The 19,275-nt window shown below is 72.1% G+C and carries 19 protein-coding genes and 1 pseudogene; 16 read left to right on the top strand and 4 right to left on the bottom strand.

All coding sequences use genetic code 11. The features are described 5' to 3' along the window. The first annotated feature begins 180 nt into the window (after window positions 1-180). From ACIRJP_RS00550 to ACIRJP_RS00530, 5 genes are all read left to right on the top strand, one after another. Window positions 181-1,500 carry a hydrolytic protein gene (locus tag ACIRJP_RS00550; protein ID WP_404166678.1) on the top strand — a complete coding sequence of 440 codons (1,320 nt, stop codon included), beginning with the start codon at window positions 181-183 and terminating at the stop codon, window positions 1,498-1,500. A 483-nt stretch (window positions 1,501-1,983) separates the two neighbouring features. Then, window positions 1,984-3,513, top strand: coding sequence for a phage tail sheath family protein (locus ACIRJP_RS00545; RefSeq protein ID WP_404166675.1), 1,530 nt, complete (start codon window positions 1,984-1,986; stop codon window positions 3,511-3,513). Window positions 3,514-3,552: 39 nt separating this feature from the next. Further along, the gene (locus ACIRJP_RS00540) at window positions 3,553-3,993 is read left to right on the top strand and encodes a phage tail protein (protein ID WP_072486912.1); all 441 of its coding nucleotides are present in this window, start codon (window positions 3,553-3,555) and stop codon (window positions 3,991-3,993) included. After that, on the top strand, window positions 3,990-4,481 hold the full coding sequence (locus tag ACIRJP_RS00535) for a hypothetical protein (RefSeq protein WP_404166672.1): 492 nt from the start codon (window positions 3,990-3,992) through the stop codon (window positions 4,479-4,481). The genes ACIRJP_RS00540 and ACIRJP_RS00535 overlap by 4 nt, the downstream gene beginning before the upstream one ends. Continuing rightward, entirely contained in the window at window positions 4,478-4,636 is a 159-nt protein-coding gene (locus ACIRJP_RS00530; protein WP_164495324.1) for a DUF6760 family protein, read from the top strand. Before ACIRJP_RS00535 ends, ACIRJP_RS00530 begins: the two co-directional genes overlap by 4 nt. Before the next feature lie 120 nt (window positions 4,637-4,756). On the opposite strand, the gene ACIRJP_RS00525 is transcribed toward ACIRJP_RS00530, so the two are convergent. Beyond that, complete coding sequence (locus tag ACIRJP_RS00525; RefSeq protein ID WP_404166668.1) at window positions 4,757-5,575, bottom strand: hypothetical protein; 819 nt, start codon at window positions 5,573-5,575, stop codon at window positions 4,757-4,759. 1,654 nt (window positions 5,576-7,229) lie between these two features. Between ACIRJP_RS00525 and ACIRJP_RS00520 the strand changes: the two genes are divergently transcribed. From ACIRJP_RS00520 to ACIRJP_RS00475, 10 genes and pseudogenes are all read left to right on the top strand, one after another. Next, a complete protein-coding gene (locus ACIRJP_RS00520) occupies window positions 7,230-7,685 on the top strand; it encodes a hypothetical protein (RefSeq protein ID WP_404166665.1) in 456 nt (151 codons plus the stop codon). A gap of 57 nt (window positions 7,686-7,742) precedes the next feature. Then, entirely contained in the window at window positions 7,743-8,168 is a 426-nt protein-coding gene (locus tag ACIRJP_RS00515) for a phage tail protein (RefSeq protein WP_072486909.1), read from the top strand. A 73-nt stretch (window positions 8,169-8,241) separates the two neighbouring features. Beyond that, a complete protein-coding gene (locus ACIRJP_RS00510; protein WP_404166662.1) occupies window positions 8,242-8,964 on the top strand; it encodes a LysM peptidoglycan-binding domain-containing protein in 723 nt (240 codons plus the stop codon). Next, the gene (locus tag ACIRJP_RS00505) at window positions 8,961-10,727 is read left to right on the top strand and encodes a VgrG-related protein (protein WP_404166659.1); all 1,767 of its coding nucleotides are present in this window, start codon (window positions 8,961-8,963) and stop codon (window positions 10,725-10,727) included. Before ACIRJP_RS00510 ends, ACIRJP_RS00505 begins: the two co-directional genes overlap by 4 nt. A 61-nt stretch (window positions 10,728-10,788) precedes the next feature. Then, window positions 10,789-11,106 (top strand): PAAR domain-containing protein, encoded by a 318-nt coding sequence (locus tag ACIRJP_RS00500; protein ID WP_404166657.1) that lies wholly within the window; start codon window positions 10,789-10,791, stop codon window positions 11,104-11,106. Further along, on the top strand, window positions 11,103-11,528 hold the full coding sequence (locus tag ACIRJP_RS00495; protein WP_351257960.1) for a GPW/gp25 family protein: 426 nt from the start codon (window positions 11,103-11,105) through the stop codon (window positions 11,526-11,528). The genes ACIRJP_RS00500 and ACIRJP_RS00495 overlap by 4 nt, the downstream gene beginning before the upstream one ends. Next, window positions 11,528-13,489 (top strand): putative baseplate assembly protein, encoded by a 1,962-nt coding sequence (locus ACIRJP_RS00490; protein WP_404166654.1) that lies wholly within the window; start codon window positions 11,528-11,530, stop codon window positions 13,487-13,489. Before ACIRJP_RS00495 ends, ACIRJP_RS00490 begins: the two co-directional genes overlap by 1 nt. Continuing rightward, a complete protein-coding gene (locus ACIRJP_RS00485; protein WP_404166651.1) occupies window positions 13,486-14,049 on the top strand; it encodes a phage tail protein I in 564 nt (187 codons plus the stop codon). The genes ACIRJP_RS00490 and ACIRJP_RS00485 overlap by 4 nt, the downstream gene beginning before the upstream one ends. A gap of 4 nt (window positions 14,050-14,053) precedes the next feature. Next, window positions 14,054-14,116, top strand: a pseudogene (locus tag ACIRJP_RS00480) (zinc ribbon domain-containing protein); the annotation flags it as partial. 390 nt (window positions 14,117-14,506) lie between these two features. Beyond that, complete coding sequence (locus tag ACIRJP_RS00475; protein ID WP_404167603.1) at window positions 14,507-15,280, top strand: NADase-type glycan-binding domain-containing protein; 774 nt, start codon at window positions 14,507-14,509, stop codon at window positions 15,278-15,280. Between the two features lie 11 nt (window positions 15,281-15,291). On the opposite strand, the gene ACIRJP_RS00470 is transcribed toward ACIRJP_RS00475, so the two are convergent. Then, on the bottom strand, window positions 15,292-15,645 hold the full coding sequence (locus ACIRJP_RS00470) for a DUF6204 family protein (RefSeq protein ID WP_404166649.1): 354 nt from the start codon (window positions 15,643-15,645) through the stop codon (window positions 15,292-15,294). 283 nt (window positions 15,646-15,928) lie between these two features. Here ACIRJP_RS00470 and ACIRJP_RS00465 point away from each other — a divergent pair, with 283 nt between their 5' ends. Then, the gene (locus ACIRJP_RS00465; protein WP_404166646.1) at window positions 15,929-17,899 is read left to right on the top strand and encodes a DUF5107 domain-containing protein; all 1,971 of its coding nucleotides are present in this window, start codon (window positions 15,929-15,931) and stop codon (window positions 17,897-17,899) included. Window positions 17,900-17,926: 27 nt separating this feature from the next. Here the strand turns inward: ACIRJP_RS00465 and ACIRJP_RS00460 are convergent, their stop codons facing one another. After that, window positions 17,927-18,286 (bottom strand): VOC family protein, encoded by a 360-nt coding sequence (locus ACIRJP_RS00460; RefSeq protein ID WP_266728329.1) that lies wholly within the window; start codon window positions 18,284-18,286, stop codon window positions 17,927-17,929. 64 nt (window positions 18,287-18,350) lie between these two features. Continuing rightward, a complete protein-coding gene (locus tag ACIRJP_RS00455; RefSeq protein WP_404166643.1) occupies window positions 18,351-19,160 on the bottom strand; it encodes a methyltransferase domain-containing protein in 810 nt (269 codons plus the stop codon). Window positions 19,161-19,275 lie beyond the last annotated feature (115 nt).

The raw sequence follows: 19,275 nt of genomic DNA, 5'->3' as shown, positions 1-19,275 counted from the left end.
GCTGCTTCCGTCCGATACGCCTGGTTCCGATCTCGACCGCCCGGGTCCCCGGCACGGGGACCGGGCCCGGGGAGGGCTCGCCGGGACATCGTGCCGTTGGGCCGCCGGGGCACCACCCCTGCCCGTTCGTTGCCCTCGCGTCTCTGCTGCGCGGCCGGTGGCTCGGCCTAACGTCGCATCGTGACCACATCTGCCGAACTCGAAACGCCCACGGTGACGGTGTCGCCCGGCACCGAAGCGACGACGACCCTGACCGTGCGCAACGACGGTGACATCGTCGAGGCGTACACGCTCGAAGTGGTCGGCGACTGCGCCGCTTGGAGCACCGTCGAGCCGGCCCGCGTGTCCCTCTACCCGGGCACCTCCGAAGTGGTGACCGTGCGGCTCGCGCCACCCAGATCCCACGAGGTCCGGGCCGGCGAGATGCCCCTGGGCGTCCGCGTCCTGCCCGCCGAGCACCCCGAGTCGGTGGCGGTTCCCGAGGCCACGGTGGTCGTCGGGCCCTTCCACGAGCTCCGGGCGGAGCTCGACCCGGGCCGGCGCTCCGGCTGGCTGGGTGCCCGCTTCCGGGCAGCGGTGCAGAACAGGGGGAACACCGCGGTCGATGTCGCGCTCAGCGGCAAGCAGGCCGGGGAGGAACTCCGTCTGGCCTTCACCCAGGGCCAACGGCGCCTGGAACCGGGCGAGTCCGCCGAGGTGGGCCTGCGGGTCCGGGCCCGGAAGCTGATCTGGTTCGGGAAGCCGGTCGCCTGGCCGTTCGAGGTCGAGGCCGCCGAGACCGCCGAAGGGGACACCGACGGCGAGCAGCCGGGCCGCTCCGAGACGCTGCCCGGTGAGTTCGCCCAACTGCCGGTGCTGCCCCGCTGGTTGCTGATCGTTCTGGCCGCGCTGCTGGCACTGCTGCTCGCGTGGTTCGCGCTGGTGAGGCCGGCGGTGCGGAGCACCGCGAAGCAGGCGGCGAACGAGGCCGCGCAGGAGAAGACGCCTCCCGGCGGGAAACAGGACGCGACGGCGGGTGGCACGGGAGACCCGACCGGCGGCCAGGGCCAGGAGAAGGGTGACGGGAAGGGCAAGCCGAACGGCTCCGGGGGCGCCGGCTCGGGCGGTTCCAGTTCGGGAGCGGACGGCGGGACCGGAGGCACCCAGCAGAGCTCGGCGACGATCGATGTGCAGACCCGGTCCGGGGGCGAGAAGAAGGGGACCTACAAGGTTCCGGAGGGCAAGGTATTCGGAATCACGGACATCGTGGTGGCGAACTTCCAGGGCGACGAAGGAGTGCTGACGATCTCCTTCGGGGAACGGAAGATCACCACCATCGCACTGGAGACCTTCCGCAACCAGGACTATCACTGGGTCACCCCCATCCAGATTCAGCAGAACGACACCGTCACCGCATCCGTGACCTGCAACAAACCCGGCACCCCGGCGACCGGAACTCAGGCTTCCGAATGCCACCAGGTGCTCAATGTCAGCGGTGTGCTGAGCGACCTCGCACCGTAGGAACAAAGCGTCTGACCTCCTACTTCCTCCACGGGAGATGAGAACAGCAGAGATCTCGTTCCAGGGAAACCCGGCTTGCCGGTCTCTGGCGGTTTTCTTCCCCTGCGCACATTAAGAGGCGGGGAAGGGCGGCCAGGAGCGGATCCGGTCACCAAAGCCCGACAAGGTCGTCGGGGCCCGAGAATTCTGGCTGATTTCCGCCTGTGCGACACCGGCGGCCGGGCGCCCGAATTTCCCTGGGAGAACCGGCCGTTGCGCCGGTGAGTGCCTTCCGGAAATCCACTGTTCACACCGTTGTCACATGGCTGGAACAGAAAATGTTCCGGCCGCCGGGCCCGGCCCGCAAAGGGAAGCTTTTCCTGCCCCGCGGGTGCCTGGGAAGGCAGCACCCTTGCCCCGTGCCCAGGACCTTGAGACCTACTGTCCGCCACTGCCGCCGGGGAAGACTCGGCGACGAACGAATGACCACGCGAAGGAGCGAGCATGCCGTCGTACCTCACCCCGGGTGTTTACGTGGAGGAGGTGCAGTCCGGTGCGCGGCCCATCGAGGGAGTCGGCACCGCGGTCGCAGCCTTCGTCGGTTTCGCGGAGTCCGGCCCCTTCCACCAGCCGACACTGGTCACCAACTGGGACCAGTACGTCCAGACCTTCGGCACCTTCACCACCGGCACCTACCTGACCCCCGCGGTCTACGGCTACTTCGCCAACGGCGGCGGCGCGGCCTACATCGTGCGCATCGGCGGCCCCGCGCAGGACCAGGGGCAGCAGTCCGTGTCCGGGTCGGCCGCGCCCGTGGCCCTCGGAGGGTTCCAGGTCTCCGCGCGGCCCGGCGCGGGCGCGGACCTCTCCGTCGAGGTCACCGACACCGAGGGCGAGAACCCTCCGGAGGACCGGTTCCGGCTGCTGGTGCGGCAGGCCGGCAAGGTGGTGGAGACCTACGACGTCTCCAGCCGCAAGAACGTCAAGGGCTATCTCGTCACCCAGGCCCGCCAGTCCAAGCTCATCGAGGTCACCGAGCAGCCAGGCGCGGCCCAGACCCGCCCCGAGAACCAGAGCCTCGCCCTCGCGCCCGCCGCTGCCGCCCCCGGCGCCGGTGTCGCTCGGCTCGACCCGTCCGAGTACGTCGGTGACGCCGCCGCCCGCACCGGGTTCGCGGGACTCGAAGCGATCGACGAGATCACCATGGTCGCCGTCCCGGACCTGATGAGCGCCTACCAGCGCGGGGACATCGACGCCGACGGCGTCAAGGCCGTCCAGCTGGCGGTGATCTCGCACTGCGAGCAGATGGGCGACCGGGTCGCCGTCCTGGACACCCCGCCGGGCATGAACGCCCAGCGGGTCCGTACCTGGCGCAACGACGACGCCGGATACGACTCGCGCTACGCCACCGTGTACTACCCGTGGCTCAAGGTCTTCGACCCGGCGACCGGCCAGAACTCCCTGGTGCCGCCGAGCGGGCACGTCGCCGGCGTCTGGGCACGCAGCGACGGCGAGCGGGGTGTGCACAAGGCCCCCGCCAACGAGGTCATCCGCGGCGCGCTGGATCTGGAGATCCGCCTCAGCAAGGGCGAGCAGGACCTGCTGAACCCGATCGGGGTCAACTGCGTGCGCGCCTTCCCCGGGCGCGGCATCCGGATCTGGGGCGCGCGCACCCTCTCGTCCGACCCGGCCTGGCGCTACCTCAACGTGCGCCGCCTGTTCAACTACCTGGAGGAGTCGATCCTCCTGGGCACCCAGTGGGTGGTGTTCGAGCCGAACGACGACCGCCTCTGGTCGAGCATCCGGCGCAACGTCACCGCCTTCCTCACCGAGGAGTGGCGCCGCGGCGCGCTCTTCGGCCGCACGGCCGAGGAAGCGTTCTACGTCAAGTGCGACCGCGACAACAATCCGCAGGAGTCGATCGACCTCGGCCAGGTCGTGTGCGAGATCGGCGTGGCTCCGGTGAAGCCCGCGGAGTTCGTGATCTTCCGCCTCGCGCAGTTCTCCGACAGCACGAGCCTCGTCAACGAGTGACCCGACAGGGTCCCCGAACGGAACAGGTGACACAGAGTCATGGCAGAGGGCGACGCTCTTTCCACCCACGTCTTCGGCGTGCAGCTGGGCGGCTATCTCGTCGAGTCGATCCAAGAGATCAGCGGATTGACAGTCGAGGAGGAAGTCGTCGAGGTCCGTCAAGTGACCGCCGAGGGCAAGCAGATCATCCGCAAGCAGCCCGGCGCACGCCAGGCGGGCGAGGTGACGATCACCCGCGGGCTCGACAAGAGCAGCGAGTTCACCAAATGGATCAAGGAGACGCTCAACAACGGTGCGGTCGACACCGCGCGCCAGAACCTGACCATCGAGATCAAGGACTCGAAGGGTGAGACGGTCCGGCGCATCCAGCTGATGCAGGGCTGGGCCAGCAAGTGGGAGGGCCCCTCGCTGAAGGCCGGCGAGTCCAGTGCCGCCACCGAGTCGGTGACCATCACCTTCGAGGAGATCGTGGTCGAATGAGGCGCAGGACCGTTACGTCGGGCGGGCTCGACGAAGTCCTCGACAGCCTCGCGTCAGCCCAGCCCGCCGCACGCGAGGAGACGGCTCCCGCGCCGTCTTTGGCCCGTGACCAGCAGGCGATGCGTTCGGAGTTCGAGTTCGAGCTCCCGCGCGGATACGTGGACGACGAGGGCCAGGTCCACCGGCGCGGCTCGATGCGGCTCGCGACGGCACGGGACGAGCTGCGCCCGCAGATCGATCTGCGGGTGAAGGAGAACCCGGCGTACCTGTCGGTGGTGCTGCTGAGCCAGGTGATCACCCAGCTCGGCACCATCACCGATGTGCACGCCGGGGTCGTCGAGCGGATGTACGCCACGGACGTGGCGTTCCTCCAGGACTTCTACCGCCGGATCAACAGCGAGGGTCACACGCACGCCGCGGTGACCTGTCCGCTGTGCCACGGATCGTTCGAGGTGGACCTCTCGGGTGGGCGCCTGGGGGAATCGTGACGTACGCGCTTCCCCGGCTGCGGGAGGAGATCGCGTACGTCGCCTACCACTTCCATTGGCCACGAGAGGACATCCTCGACCTCACCCACGCCGAGCGTCAGGAGTGGGTACGGGAGATAGCGCGGATCAACACCCGCGTCAACGAAGGCGGGTGATCGTGTGGGTCTCGGGAACTGGTTCCGCCGAGGGGACCGCCGGCAGTCCCCAACGCCCTCCCGGGACGGCTCCGGAGACGGGGACGTGGCCGGCACCGGCTCCGTCGCTGCTGCCGTCACTCAGGAACCGGAGGACGGCCGGAGCGACAGCGGGGCCGGTCCGCGGGACGGCGGACCGGGTGGCGTCGGGGACGACGGACGGGACGGTGGCTGGGACGGTGGCTGGCGGCGGGTCGCACCGCCGGCGGTGACCGTCGCCCGGTCCTCGATCGGGGTGAGCGACGGTCTGCGGTTCCGGGACGGCCTCGCCTCGTGGCAGAACCTCGCGTTCGCGGGCGAACTCGGCCATGCCGTACTGCCGTCCGCACCGGTGGGCCTGATCCACGGCGTCGCCCGTCCGGGCAGCTCGCGGTCCACGGCCCCCGGCGGACCGCTGCTGCTGCGTGCCGCCCGGACCGGGACGGACGGGGAGGCGGAATCCGCGACGGGCGGGAGGCCGCCTACCGAGACCGTTCGGAGGTCCGGCGATACGACGACCACTCGCTCCTCCGGGAGCGGGGCGCCGGGGCGGCAGGGCCGCGGCGGCGGTGTGACCACGCGGGAAACCACGGCAGGGCCGGCCCCGGCGAGGAGCACCGCGCGGGCGAGCGGTACGCCGTCGGCCTCGGCTCCGGGAACGGCCTCGGCTCCGGGAACGGACGCGGCTCGGGGAACGGACGCGGCTCGGGGGCCGGTCGCCGCGTCGGCGTCGCCGCAGCCCGCGGGCACCGCATCATCGGCACCGGTTTCGCTCCAGCGCGCCCGGCCCGCCGCCGTACGTCCCCGGCGGACCGCCGCGCCCCTGATCGTGGCCCGGCGTCCGGCGATGGCGTTGCGGCAGATCGCCGGGATCCTGCCGCCCGAGGCTTCCGCCGTCTCCACGGCTTCCGCACCGGCCACTCCCGTCGCCTCCGCCGACACCACATCCGCCGCTGCCCCGGCAACTGACCGCACCGCTGATCAGCCGGCTGCCGCACCGGTACGTCCCGCTCTGGGCAAGCCCCTGCGGGAGCTGCCCATCGGGGCGGTCACCGCCGACTCGACGGCGCCGGGCGCGGTTGTGCCTTCCGCCCCGGCAGGGCAAGAGCCGGCAGGCATGCCCGTGTTGCAACGCCAGGCGTCGGAGACGGCAGCGGAGTCGGCGAAGCCGTCGGTGCGTCAGCCGCCGCCCTCGGACAGCCGAGTCCCGAAGGCCCAGGCCCCGCGGTCATCGGAGCCGTGGCAGGCTCCACACTTGTCACAGCCGTCACAGCCGTCACAGCCGTCACAGCCGTCACAGCCGTCGCGGCCGTCTCAGCCGGATGTGTCCGGTTCACCGGCTCGCACCCGTGGCGGTATCGGTGCCCCGCTCACCTCGCTTCCGCCGACCGCCAGGCTCCGGAGTGACGCACCGCTGCTGGGTGACCGCCGCAGGGCGCAACCGGGAAGCGCAGGCCCGCGGCCGAACACGGCGTCGGCGGGAGAGCCCGGGGCGGCCCCGCTCCAGCTCTCGTCCTCGGCACCGGCGGGCCCGACATCGGGGGCCCTCAACACGCCTGCCGAGATGCCGGTGCGCTCGTCCGGGGTGCCCGCTCGACCCGGCGCGTCCACGCCGGAACCTGCCGCCGTCCATCGCGCGGCAGGCACCACACGTCCGAACGCCCCCCTCAGCGCCCTGCCCCCGTCCGTGTCTCCCTCCGTTCCCATTGCGCCGGTACGTGTCCGGAGGATCACCCCGGAGCAGGAGAAGGGGCCGGCAGCCGGGGCTGCGGTCGGCCCCGGGGGCTCGGCATCCGTCGTTCAGCGCTCGCGGGCTCTCCTCGCGGGCAGGGCCCTGGACGTGAGCACCGGCTCCGCCGAGGGCTTCTCGGCGCCCACGACGGCGGGCAGCACGGCCCGGCCCGTCGTGGCAGCCACCTGGCGCCGTGACGCACAGCAGTCCGGGCGTGACGCGTCGCCGTCGCCGGCGCGCGGGAACGCGCGTACTGAGGAACATCGGACACAGGCGGACGCCGCACCCCGGCCATCTGCCCCCGGCGGGCCGACGCCCGGTGGCGCGGGGCCGGGTGGGACCGTTCAACGCCTTGTGTCCGCAAGCCCGTCGACCGGCACGACCCCGAGCGGCGGTACGCCCTCGGACCGCACGCCCGCTGGTGCCCCCGGCCGTGTTGCGCGGACCGGAACCGGCGCCGGAGCCGGGACCGGTTCCAGGACCGGGACCGGTTCCAGGACCGAAACCGGAAGCAGGACCGAGCCCGACCTGGGTCCCGGTCGCGGACCGGCGGCGGCCCGCTCTCTCCTGCGGCTCGTACAGCGTTCGCCACGCGGCAGCGTGACAACGCCACCCTCACGGTCGGACGTACATCCCCGGGGGCAGAGCCCCGCAAAGTCACACCCCGCACCGCCATCGCCACCGCCCCCGGCGCCACGCCGCCCCGTACCCGGCATCCCGTCCGCGCCGTCCGCGCCGTCCGCCGTGACGCCCGCGCCGTCCGCCGCCCGGCCGGTCCCGGTCGTACGCCCGCATCCGCCCGGGACCGGTCGGCCGGAAGCAACCGCCGTACCCGTCCAGCGGATGGCATTTCCGGTGGTGTCGGAATCGGCCGCCCCCGCGACCACCGGACCGGTGCCCGAGTCCGTCGTGTCCGCGCCCATCGGACCTCCGGCCCTGGCGGTACGGATTCCACAACGCGCACAGACTCGGCCCGCGAATCCGACGCCGCCCGCGGCTGCCGGGGCCCGTGCCTCCGCCGCCACCGCCGGGGTGCTCCAGCGCGCGGCGGCCGACGCCGGGATCACCGGCGTTCCGGTACGGGCGGCCCCGGTGAAGCGCGCCGAGCCGGCGGGCAGGACCGCCTCGACCGGACCGGACGCCTCGGCCACCGCGGACCCGCCGGCCGCGCACCGGGTCACCGGGGCGGACATCGAGGAACTGGCCCGTCGGCTGATCGATCCGGTGAGCCGCCTGATCCGCGCGGACCTGCGCAGAGGGCGGGAACGTACCGGACGGCCGTACGACGGCCGCCGCTGACAACGGTCCGGCCCCCTCCGCAACGTACGTGGCAACAGCAGAGAAGAAGAGAAGCAAATGACGGACAACATCTTCGCGACGAGTGTGTTCTTCAAGCTCGTCATCGGAGGCAGCGACCTGGGGGCCTTCCACACCTGCTCGGGGCTGGGCGCCGAGGTGGAGATGGAGCAGTACGCCGAGGGCGGCAACAACGGCTTCACCTGGCAGCTGCCGGGGCGGATCACCTGGACCAACATCACACTGACCCGCCCCGTCACCGCCGACACTCTCAAGATCGCGCGATGGCTGAACGAGACGATCCAGCGGGTCGAGCCCAAGGACGGCGAGATCGTCGCGCTCCGCCCGGACCTCAGCCGCATCATCAGCTGGCAGGTGCACGGCATCGTGCCGGTCCGCTGGCAGGGGCCGTCCTTCGACCCCGCCAACTCCCAGGCGGCGATCGAGACCCTGGAGATCGCGCACGAGGGCCTGGAGCCGTCCTGATGCGCCGTCATGGACGAGGTCGCGTACAGCAGCAGTCACACGTCGCAGAGAAGATTCGGGAAGGAGGAGCGCAATGTCACCCGCTGTCCGTACGAGCCGTGCCCGCGCCCAGCTGACCATCATGGAACCGCCGACGACCGTCGGCGCCAAACCGGGCGGGAGCCTCGCCCGGCTCACGTTGCAGTTCAACCCCGCGAAGCTGTCGCTGAGCAAGAGCACCGAGTGGCGGCGTACGCCGTCCCGGATGGCCGGGCAGTCCGCGCTGCCCGAATTCGTGGGCAGCGGGCCCCGGTCGTTGTCCCTGGAGGTCTTCCTGGACGCCACCGCCACCCATGACAACTCGGTGGAGAAGGCGGTGGAACAGCTCATGACGGCCTGTGTGCCCACCCCGAGCAGCCTGGCCCGCAAGACGCCCGCCAGCCCCTGGGTCCGCTTCGACTGGGGCACGTCGAAGACGACCTCGTTCGACGGCGTGATGTCCAACCTCTCCGTCTCGTACACCCTGTTCGACGTCGACGGAAAGCCTCTGCGCGCCACCTGCTCGCTCTCGATCGAGGAGGCGAGCGTCGATCCGGCCGGGCAGAACCCCACCTCGGGCTCGCGGGAGGCGCGCCGTACCCACCGGGTGGTCGCCGGCGACAGCCTGCCGCTGCTCGCGTGGCGGGAGTACGGCGACGCCACCGTGTGGCGCACCATCGCCGAGGCCAACGATGTCGACGACCCGATGCAGTTGATACCCGGCAGGGAGCTGGTCGTGCCCGGACTGGAAGACCACACTCCGGAGGGTGGCCGATGACCGCCGCCGGCCGGTCCTTCGCAGCGGATCCGATCGTCGAGGCCCCCGGCGAGCTGCCAGCCGCCTGGGCGGCCCAGCTGGTGAGCTGCGTGGTGGACGAGAACGTCGGCCTGCCGGACACTGCCGTGCTGATGTACCGGGACCCCGATCACAAGCTGCTCACCGCCACCGGAATCACCATCGGTACCCCGCTGAAGATCTCGGTGGTCACCGTGCAGGAGCGGGTGCGCGAGCGGCTGTTCACCGGTGAGGTCACCGCCGTCGAGCTGGACAGCGACACCACCGGTTCGTTCACGGTGGTCCGGGCCTTCTCCAAGGCCCACCGGCTCCAGCGCGGCCGGAAGGTGGTGGCCTTCCGCAACATGAAGACCGCCGACATCGTCCGCAAGGTCGCCTCGGGTGCCGGACTGGCCTGCGGAAAGATCGAGGCCGCCCCCATCACGTACAAGCAGCTGACCCAGCCCAACGTCTCGGACTGGGAGTTCCTCCAGTACCTCGCGGGCGAGAGCGGTGCGCACGTACGGGTGGACGACAAGGGCCTGTTGCAGTTCGTGAAGCCGAAGCCCGCCTCCTCTGCACCCTCGCCCGCCACTTCCGCCACCCGCCACCCGATGGTTCTGGAGTACGGGCGCAACCTGCTGGCCCTGCGGGCCGTGCTGACCGGTGCGGACGGGGCGGACAGCGTGGAGGTGCGCGGCTGGAACGTCGACACCAAGACCCGGCTGGTGGCCCGCGAGCAGTCCATCCGCAGCGACACCGTGTCCCCCGGGATGAGCCCGTCGCTGGCCGCCGGGGCGTTCGGCCCGAACGCGCGGATGACGGTCACCGACACCCCGTACCGGACCCAGGCCGAGGCAACCGCCGTAGCCGGATCGGTGGCCGCCTCGGTGAGCTCCGGATTCGGCGAGATCGAGGCGGTCGCCGAGGGCAACCCGCAGCTGCGGGCGGGCCTGCCGGTGGCCCTCGGCAACGTCGGGCCCGCGTTCGCCGGGCGCTACACGGCGACCGCCGTGCACCATGTGCTCGAACCGAACGGTGGCTACCGCACCACCGTGCTGGTGAGCGCGGCGCCCGACCGCTCGCTGGCGGGCCTGACCAGTGGTTGCGACGCGCCCTCGCGCGGCCCGCGCATGCCGGGGCTGGCGATCGGTGTGGTCACCGACATCCGGGAGGGCAAGACCGAACGGGGCTGGGTCCGGCTGAAGTTCCCATGGCTCGACGACACCTATGTGACCGACTGGGTCCGGACCGTGCAGTGGGGCGGCCAGGGCGGCGGCGGGGTGTTCAGCCCCGAGGTCAACGACGAGGTGCTCGTCGGGTTCGAGCAGGGGCTGCTGGACAGTCCCTATGTGCTGGGCGGCCTCTACAACGGGGTCGACAAGCCCTCGCCGCACGACGTGCCGCTGGTCGACCCGACCAGCGGAAAGGTCAACCGCCGTTCGCTGGTGTCCCGTTCGGGCAACCGGCTGGAGCTGCTGGACGCCCCGCGCGGACCGTCCGGTGTCCGACTGGCCACCGGCGACAAGCGGCTCGAAGTCGCCCTGGACGAACGGCGGAGCGAGATCGCGGTGACGGTGTACGCCCGCGGCGGCACCCGCGCGCTGAGCTCCGTGACCCTCTCCTCGTCGGGCATCACACTCGACGCCGGTACGGGCGACGTGAACATCAAGGGCCGCTCGGTGAACGTCAACGGCAAGACGGGCGTCACGATCGACGGCGGACTGCTCGGCGTGCTCAAGGCCAAGCTCATCAGGATCAACTGACGCCCCCACCAACCCTCCGAGACCTCCAGAAGTCCCTTTTTCAGCAAGGAGAACACCGACCATGCCCCCCGCAGCCCGCACGGGCGACAGCACCGCCCACGGCGGCGTCATCGGTACCCCGCCCCCGGGTGCGGTGGCCGTCGCCACCGTGCTGATCGGCGGCCGGCCCGCGGCCGTCACCGGGAGCCTGCACGTGTGCGTGGTCCCCCCGCACGCCGTGCTCGGACCGGGGAACGTGATCATGCCCAACCCGGCCGGCGCGGTCACCGGTCAGGTCCTGATCGGCGGGCTGCCCGCTGCCCGGATGCGGGACAACACCAGCTGCGGCGCGCCCATCATCAGCGGTGCGCCGAACGTACTGATCGGGGGCCCGGTGTGAGCGGCAGCGGGTTCATCGGACGCGGCTGGGGCTTCCCGCTGCGGGTCGGCGCCACGGGCGGCATCGGCATGGTCGAGCGGGACCGGGAGATCGAGGAGGCGATCGGGCTGGTCCTCGGCACGGCGCCGGGCGAACGGCCGATGCGCCCGGAGTTCGGCTGCGGCATCCACGACTACGTCTTCGCACCCGGTGACGGCGCCACCGCCGGGCGCATCGCCCAGGAGGTCCGCACATCGCTGGAGCGGTGGGAGCCGCGCATCGAGGTGACCGACGTGGTGATCGCGTTCGACGCCATCGAGGAGGGCACCTTGTACATCGACGTGCACTACACCGTGCGGGCCACCAACGACCTGCGCAACCTCGTCTTCCCCTTCTACACGATTCCGTCCTCCGAGGGCTCCGAAGAATCGGGAGTGCGCTGATGGCCCTGCCCGCACCCAACCTGGACGACAGGCGTTTCCAGCAACTCGTCGACGAGGCCAAGCGGTATGTACAGCAGCGCTCTCCCGAGTGGACCGACCACAACGTGTCGGACCCCGGGGTCACGCTCATCGAGACGTTCGCGTACATGGTCGACCAGCTGCTGTACCGGCTGAACCGGGTCCCGGACAAGAACTACTCGGCCTTCCTCGACCTGTTGGGCGTCACACTCTTTCCGCCGACGGTGGCGCGGGCGGAGGTCGACTTCTGGCTCTCCGCGCCGCAGCCGGAGACCGTGCGGCTCCCGGCGGGCACGGAGGTCGCCACCGCGCGCGGCGAGGCCGAGGAGGCGGTGGTGTTCTCGACCTCCGAGGAGCTGCCGATCGTGCCGAGTTCGCTCATCCGGCTGGTCACCGCGCCGGTGTCGGGCGATCAGACCGACCGCACCGCACCGCTCGGCGCGGGCAAGGACATCCCGTGCTTCCAGCCCAGGCCGGAGCCCGGTGACGCACTGCTGTTCGGCCTGCCCACCGCCGTGCCCCGGTGCATCGTCGCCGTGCGGCTGGACAGCCGGGTGGAGGGTGTCGGCGTCGACCCGAGGCAGCCGCCGCTGGTCTGGGAGGCGTGGGACGGGGCCCGCTGGGTCATCTGCCGGACCGGCACCGACAGCACCGGCGGGCTCAACAGGCCCGGCGAGGTCGTCGTGTTCGTCCCCGCCGGACACACCGCCTCGGTGACCGCGGGGGTCCGGGCGGGATGGCTGCGCTGCCGGGTCACCGCGCCGGAGCCGGGCCAGCCGTTCTACTCCGAGTCGCCGACGATCCGGGAGGCCGAGGTGTTCACCGTCGGCGGCACCACGGGCGTCGAACACGCGGAGACCGTCCTCGACGTGCAGCTCGGCACCTCCGAGGGCGTCGCCGGGCAGCGCTTCTCCGTGAGCCGGGCCCCGTTGCTGATGGACGGGGAGCCGCCGGTCGTCCAGGTCTCCTCCGCGGAGGGCTGGCAGGTCTGGACCGCCGTGGAGCACTTCGGCGCCTCCGCCCCCCACGACCGGCACGTGCGGATCGATGCCGTCTCCGGCGAGTTCGCGTTCCCGCCGGAGGTACGCGATCCGGACGGCACGATGCGCTCCTACGGTGCGGTGCCCGAGAAGGGCGCCCAGCTGCGGGTACCCCGCTACCGCACAGGCGGCGGGGCGGCCGGGAACGTCGCGCGCGGCGCCATCTGCGTGCTGCGCAGCTCGGTGCCGTACGTGGCGGGCGTGGACAACCGCGAGGCGGCCCGGGGCGGGGTCGACGGCGAGACCGTGGAGAACGCGAAGGTCCGGGCGCCCAACATCCTCCGGGTGCAGGAGCGGGCGGTCACGGCCGGGGACTACGAGGCCATCGCCCGCGAGGCCGCGCCCTCCCTGCACAGGGTCCGGTGTATGCCCGCCGTCGCGGGGGAGGGCGGCGCGGTACGGGTACTGGTGGTGCCCGACGCGGTCGTCGACGAGGGCGGCCAACTGCGGTTCGAGCAGCTGATCCCGTCGGACTCCGTGCTCTCGACGGTCACGGCACGACTCGACGAACGGCGCCTGGTGGGCACCCGGCTGGTGGTGGAACCGCCCGCGTACCAGGGCGTCACGGTGGTGGCCAGGCTGGTGACGAACGGCGGTGACGTGGACCGGGTCCGCGCGGAGGCGATCGCGGCGCTGTTCGGCCACATCGACCCGCTGCGGGGCGGGGCGGACGGGACCGGGTGGCCGTTCGGCAGGCCGGTGCAGTACGGCGAGATCTTCGCCGTGCTCCAGGGCGTGCCGGGGGTGGGCCTGGTGGACGAGGTGCGGCTGTTCCCCGCGGACCCGATCACCGGCCGGCGCGGGGCGGCGGTCGACCGGATCGATGTCGCCCCCAGCGCCCTGGTCTTCTCGCACCAGCACCAGGTCGAGGTCACCGCGAGCACGACCGGTGACGGCTCATGACCAGGGCCGCGGTACCCGGTCTCGCGAGCCGCTACCCGATCGGTGGACTGCTGCCCGCGCTGTACGCGGACGACGACCTGGCCCAGCGGTTCACGGCGGGCCTGGACACCGTCCTGGCACCGGTCCTGTCCACCCTGGACAACCTCCCCGCCTACTTCGATCCGTCGCTGGCCCCGGCCGACTTCCTGCCCTGGCTGTCGTCCTGGGTGGCGGCCGAGGTCGATCCGGCGTGGCCCGAGGAGCTGCGGCGGGCCGTCATCGCCCGCGCCGTCGAGCTGCACCGGTGGCGCGGCACCCGCCGCGGCCTGATCGAACAACTCCGGCTCTGCTTCGGTGTGCACGCCGACATCCGGGACGGCGGCGGCGCCACGTGGTCGTCCGAACCGGGCACCCGGCTGCCCCCGGCCCCGACCGGGGAACTGCTGGTACGGGTCTGGGCGCCGCACGGCGGACAGGTGGACGCGAACCGCGTCCGGGACGTCCTCGCCGCCTCGTGCCCCGTACACCTCACCTGCCGGGTGGAGATTCTGCCGGGCCCACCGGACGAGACAGGAGGCTGACGCGATGCGCTCGTGTCCGGCGTGCGGTTCCGCCAACCGCGAGGACGACGAATTCTGCGGGAACTGCGGCTCCTACCTGGGCTGGTCCTCCCGGACGCCGCGAACCCCTCCCGCCGCGGCGGAACCCGCCGCCCCCGAAGCGGAACCGACCGCCCCCGCGAGGGAACCTGTCGGCCCGTCAGCACCGGCACGCCCGGCCGCCGAGCCGACGACCGGCACGCCGCCCGACCCCGACCCCGCGCCCGTGAGCGGTACCGCACCGGAGACCACGACACCCGCGCCCGAGGTCTCGCCTCCCGTGCCCCCGGTGCCGGATCTCCCGGTACCGCGTTCGTCCACACCGCTGCCATCCTCACCACCACCACCGCCCGCGCCGCCTGCACAGGCACCGGAGCCGCCCGCGGGACCGGTCCAGCCCGCCCCCGTACGGCCGGCGCCGGCGGCTGCGGAGGAGCCCGTGGTCGCGGTGCGGCCGGCCGAGCCGATCGCCCGGCGGCCCGTCGTGAGGCCCGTGACGGCGGACGAGGAGCCGGACGGGCCGCCGTGCCCGGCGTGCGGCACCCCGAACCTGCCGGGACGCCGGTTCTGCCGTCGCTGCGCCGCACCGTTGCAGACCCGGGAGCAGCCGGCGCCGCTGCCGTGGTGGCGCACGGTGTGGCCGTTCCGCCGCCGGGTGCGGAGCGGATCGGGCCGCGCGTTCCGGCGGACCGTGCTGGTGCTGCTGGTCGTCGGGCTGCTGTTCGCGGGCTTTCTGCTCGTACCTGCCGGGCGTTACCTCTTCGAGGACGTGCGGGACAAGCTCGGCGCAACGGCGGAGGTCAGCCCGGCCAGGGCCACGGCGAGCGCCCAGGCCCCCGGCCACCCGGCATCCGCCGCCATCGACGGGCTGACCAACAGGTATTGGGGCGCACCCACGCTCGACTCGTCACTGACATGCGTCTTCGACAAGCCGTTCCGGCTGGTCGGCGTCGTGGTGTACACCGGTGTGTCGACGAAGCCCGAGGAATTCCGGCAGGGGGCCAGGCCCACCGAGGCCGACCTGATCGTCACCACGCAGGACGGCGAGGTCCGGAAGAAGGCGGTGACGCTCACCGACAAACCGGGCAAGCAGACGGTACGGACCGGCATCAGTGATGTCGTCTCCGTCCGGCTGGTGCTGAGGGCCGCGGCCGGCCAGGGCGAGGGACGGCCGATCGCGGTCGGGGAGGTCGAGTTCTTCAAACGCACCTGACCGGTTGGGCGTCAGGCCGCACCCGAGCCCCGCCGCCCCTTGTAATTGATCTTCATGGTGTCCATGTCCGTCACCGAGGATCGCAGTGCGCCATGGCCGTACCCGCGCTCGTCCAGGTAGGTCTCGGCGCGGTCCTCGGCGATCGCGGCCGCCAACTCCTCGCCGTCCTCGGCGTCGGAGACGACCACGTACCGGAAGCTGAAGTGCTTGAGCACACGGTCGTACGCGAGCGAGCCCTCCTCGGAGAACTGCATCGCGGTCAGGCCGTGTGCGTCCACCTCGGACAGCAGCCGGGCACGCGCCTCGTCCGAAAGCCCGTCCCAGGTGCCGCGCACGATCACTCGGTAGGTGTGCTGCGTGCTCATCGTGATCCGCTCCGCGTTCCGTCCGGGCATGCCGCACCGGCCCATGCCACCGATCCCCGTCGAGGGCCAAGGTTACGGCGGTGGGGGCGGAACGCACCCGAATTTACGGGCGGGGGGCCGGTCGGGACGCGCGCCCCGAAGCCGCCCGGGTCCGTCCTTGCCGGAAGAGCGTCTTTGCCGAAGTCTGGCAGCGAAGCCCCTGGCAGCAGCGTTGCCCAACGTGTTCCATGGTCATCGGGGGCGCCCGGACCTGTGGCGGCCCGCGTGAGGGAGCGAGGTTGCCTTGGCCACGACCGTACGACGTGCCGTACTGACCCTGCCCGCCGGGCCGCTGGGCCCGGAGAATCCGTTGCCCGCGTTGCGGCCGCTCGACGAGATGCATGTGATCGACGAACGCGACCGGGCCGCACTGCCACGTGACATGGCACGACAGATCGGCTTCGAACCACTGTCCACCGTGCTGCCGGTGCGCATCCTCGACGGCTACGGCCGTGAGCGAACCCCCACCGCACTCGACGCGATCGTCATCGAGAACGACCGGCTGCGGGCCACCGTGCTGCCCGGTCTCGGCGGCCGTGTCCACTCCCTCCACCACAAACCGACCGGCCGGGAACTCCTTTACCGCAACCCCGTGCTCCAGCCCGCCGACTTCGCGCTCAACGGCGCCTGGTTCTCCGGCGGCATCGAATGGAACATCGGGGCCACGGGCCACACCACACTGTCCTGTGCCCCGCTCCACGCGGCCCTGGTCCCCGCGCCCGACGGCGGCGAGATGGTCCGCCTCTGGGAGTGGGAGCGGCTGCGCGACCTGCCGTTCCAGGTGGACCTGTGGCTGCCGCACGACTCCGACTTCCTGCACGTCGGCGTACGGATCCGCAATCCGCACGAGCACACCGCGCCCGTGTACTGGTGGTCCAACATCGCCGTACCCGAAGGCGAACGCACCCGCGTCCTCGCCCCCGCCGACGAGGCCTGGCACTTCGGGTACGAACGGACCCTGACCCGGGTCCCGGTCCCGGTGTCCGGCTCGGTCGACCGTACATACCCGCTGCGCGGCGACTTCCCCGCCGACTACTTCTACGAGGTGCCCGACGGCGCCCGCCGCTGGATAGCCTCGCTCGACGAGGACGGCCACGGGCTCGTCCAGACGTCGACCGATCTGTTGCGCGGCCGCAAGCTGTTCCTCTGGGGCAGCGGCGCGGGCGGGCGGCGCTGGCAGGAGTGGCTCACCGAGCCCGGCACCGTCGGATACGCCGAGATCCAGGCCGGACTCGCCCGTACCCAGCTGGAGCACGTCCCGCTCGAACCGGGCGCCGAGTTCAGCTGGCTGGAGTCGTACGGCCCGCTGTCCGCGGACCCGCTCGCCGTGCACGGCGAGGACTGGGCGGCGGCCCGCTCCGAGACCGAACAGCGGCGGGCCGAGGCGCTGCCGCGCGCCGATGTCGATGCCGCCTACGCCGCCTGGCGCCCCTGCGCGGACACCGAACCCGGTGAGCCGCTCGCCACCGGCTCGGGCTGGGGCGCGCTGGAGGTCAGGCGGGGCAAGTACGAGCTCCCCGGTACCCCGTTCGCCGACTCCACCCTCGGCGAACAGCAGCGGCCCTGGCTGGAGTTGCTGGACCAGGGCACGTTCCCCGAGCCGGGCCGGGTGGTCCCGCCCGGCCCCTCCCTGGTCTCCCCGCACTGGCGCGACATGCTGGAGACGGCCCCCGCCGAACCGCTCACCGAGTACCATCTGGGCGTCGCCCAGTGGCATGCCGGTGACCGCGCCCAGGCGGTCCGCAGCTGGGAGCGCGGGCTGGTACTCGCCCCGTCCCGCTGGCCGTTGCTGCGGTGCCTCGCCGTCGCCGCCGGGGAGGGCCGGCAGCGGGACCGGGCCGCGGACCTCTACGGCGAGGCGTTCGACGACCTGTGCGCGGAAAGCCGCGACGACGGCGAGGAATGGACGGCGGCCACGGCGGCGCTGGGCCGGGAGGCGGCGGAAGCGCTGCTGACGGCCGGCCGCGCCGCGGCGGCCCGGACCGTATGGGCGGCCCTGCCTCCGGCGCTCCGGCGGCGCGGCCGGTTCCGTCTGCTGGAGGCCCGGCTGCTGCTCGCCGAGGGCGACCGGGCCGCGGCCCGAGCCGTCTTCGACGAAGGCTTCGAGGTCGAGGACCTGCGCGAGGGTGCGCAGATCCTGGACGAGCTATGGGCCCAGCTCACGGACGATCCGCTGCCCGGCAGGTACAACTTCCGTATGTGTCCAAAGAGTTGATGGAACGTCACCGGTGCCGTCCGGCCCTCACCGGCCGGACGGCAGGCTCCGGTCGACGTACTCGAAGACCGAGCCGTCCGGGTGCACGGCGATCAGATTGCGGCCCACCGGCGTCGGTACCGGACCCGCGATGATCCGGGCACCGACGCGGGTGAGGGAGGCGTGCGCGTCGTCGACGTCCTTGACAGCGATCGTCGCCGTCACCTTGCGCAGGATCTCCAGCTCCGACTCCGGGCCGCTCATCAGGAGAAAGCAGCTGATCGCGGCGACCGAGACCCCGCCGCGCTCGAAACGGAGCGCCGAACTGCCCGTGAGGTCCTCGTAGAAGGCCACCGCGGCCTCCAGGTCGTCGACGCAGATACGCAGCGTGGTTCCCAGAATGTCCATGCGAGCCAGGGTAGTTGGCGTCACATCGGCGTGTGATCGATTCGTCCGGGGAGGGGCGGCGCGCTCAGACCCGGCAGAGCACCTCGCCGTGCGGTACCAGGAACCAGGCGTCGTCCCTCGTGCCCCACTCGCGCCACGCGTCGGCGATCTCCGCCAGTTCCTCGGTGCTCGCACGGCCGCCCTCGACGGCGATCTTCGCGTACACCGAACCGACCGTGCGGTCCGCCCACAGGCCGCTCCACCAGTCTCTGCTGTCCGGGGTGGCGAAACACCAGTTGGCGGCGGTTGGGGTGATGTCGGTGAAGCCGGCCCGGCGGGCCCAGGAGAGCAGCCGGCGGCCCGCGTCCGGCTCGCCGCCGTTGGCGCGCGCGACCCGGCGGTACAGGTCGAGCCAGTCGTCCAGGCCCGGAACCTCCGGGTACCAGGCCATCGCCGCGTAGTCGCTGTCGCGGGCCGCGACGATGCCGCCGGGGCGGCAGACACGCCGCATCTCGCGCAGCGCCTGCACCGGGTCACCCACGTGCTGGAGCACCTGGTGGGCGTGGACGACATCGAAGGAGTCATCGGGGTAGTCCAGCGCGTGCACATCGGCGACGGCGAACTCGACGTTGTCCAGCCCGTGTTCGGCCGCGACTCCGGCCGCCTGGGACAGGATCTCCTCGGCGGTGTCGACGGCGGTCACCCGGCCGGGAGCCACCAGCGCGGCCAGATCCGCGGTGATGGTGCCCGGTCCGCAGCCCACGTCCAGCACGGCCAGCCCGGGGCGGAGCTCGTCGGTCAGATAGGCCGCGGAGTTGGCGGCGGTGCGCCACCGGTGCGAGCGCAGCACCGACTCGTGGTGGCCGTGGGTGTAGACGGCGGTCTCCTTCGGCATGGCCGTGGGTCCTTTCTCGGAACGCGGCCGGAAGCGTTCCGGAGCGTGCCGGGAACGCGAGCCACGAAGCGGTGACGGTACGGCCACCGTACGCCGGAGTTCCGGAGTTTGAGAT

The organism is Streptomyces sp. NPDC102437, from assembly GCF_044765565.1.
Lineage (GTDB): Bacteria > Actinomycetota > Actinomycetes > Streptomycetales > Streptomycetaceae > Streptomyces.
The sequence above is the reverse complement of the archived record's forward strand: the minus strand, read 5'-3'. Positions and strand labels throughout refer to the sequence as shown.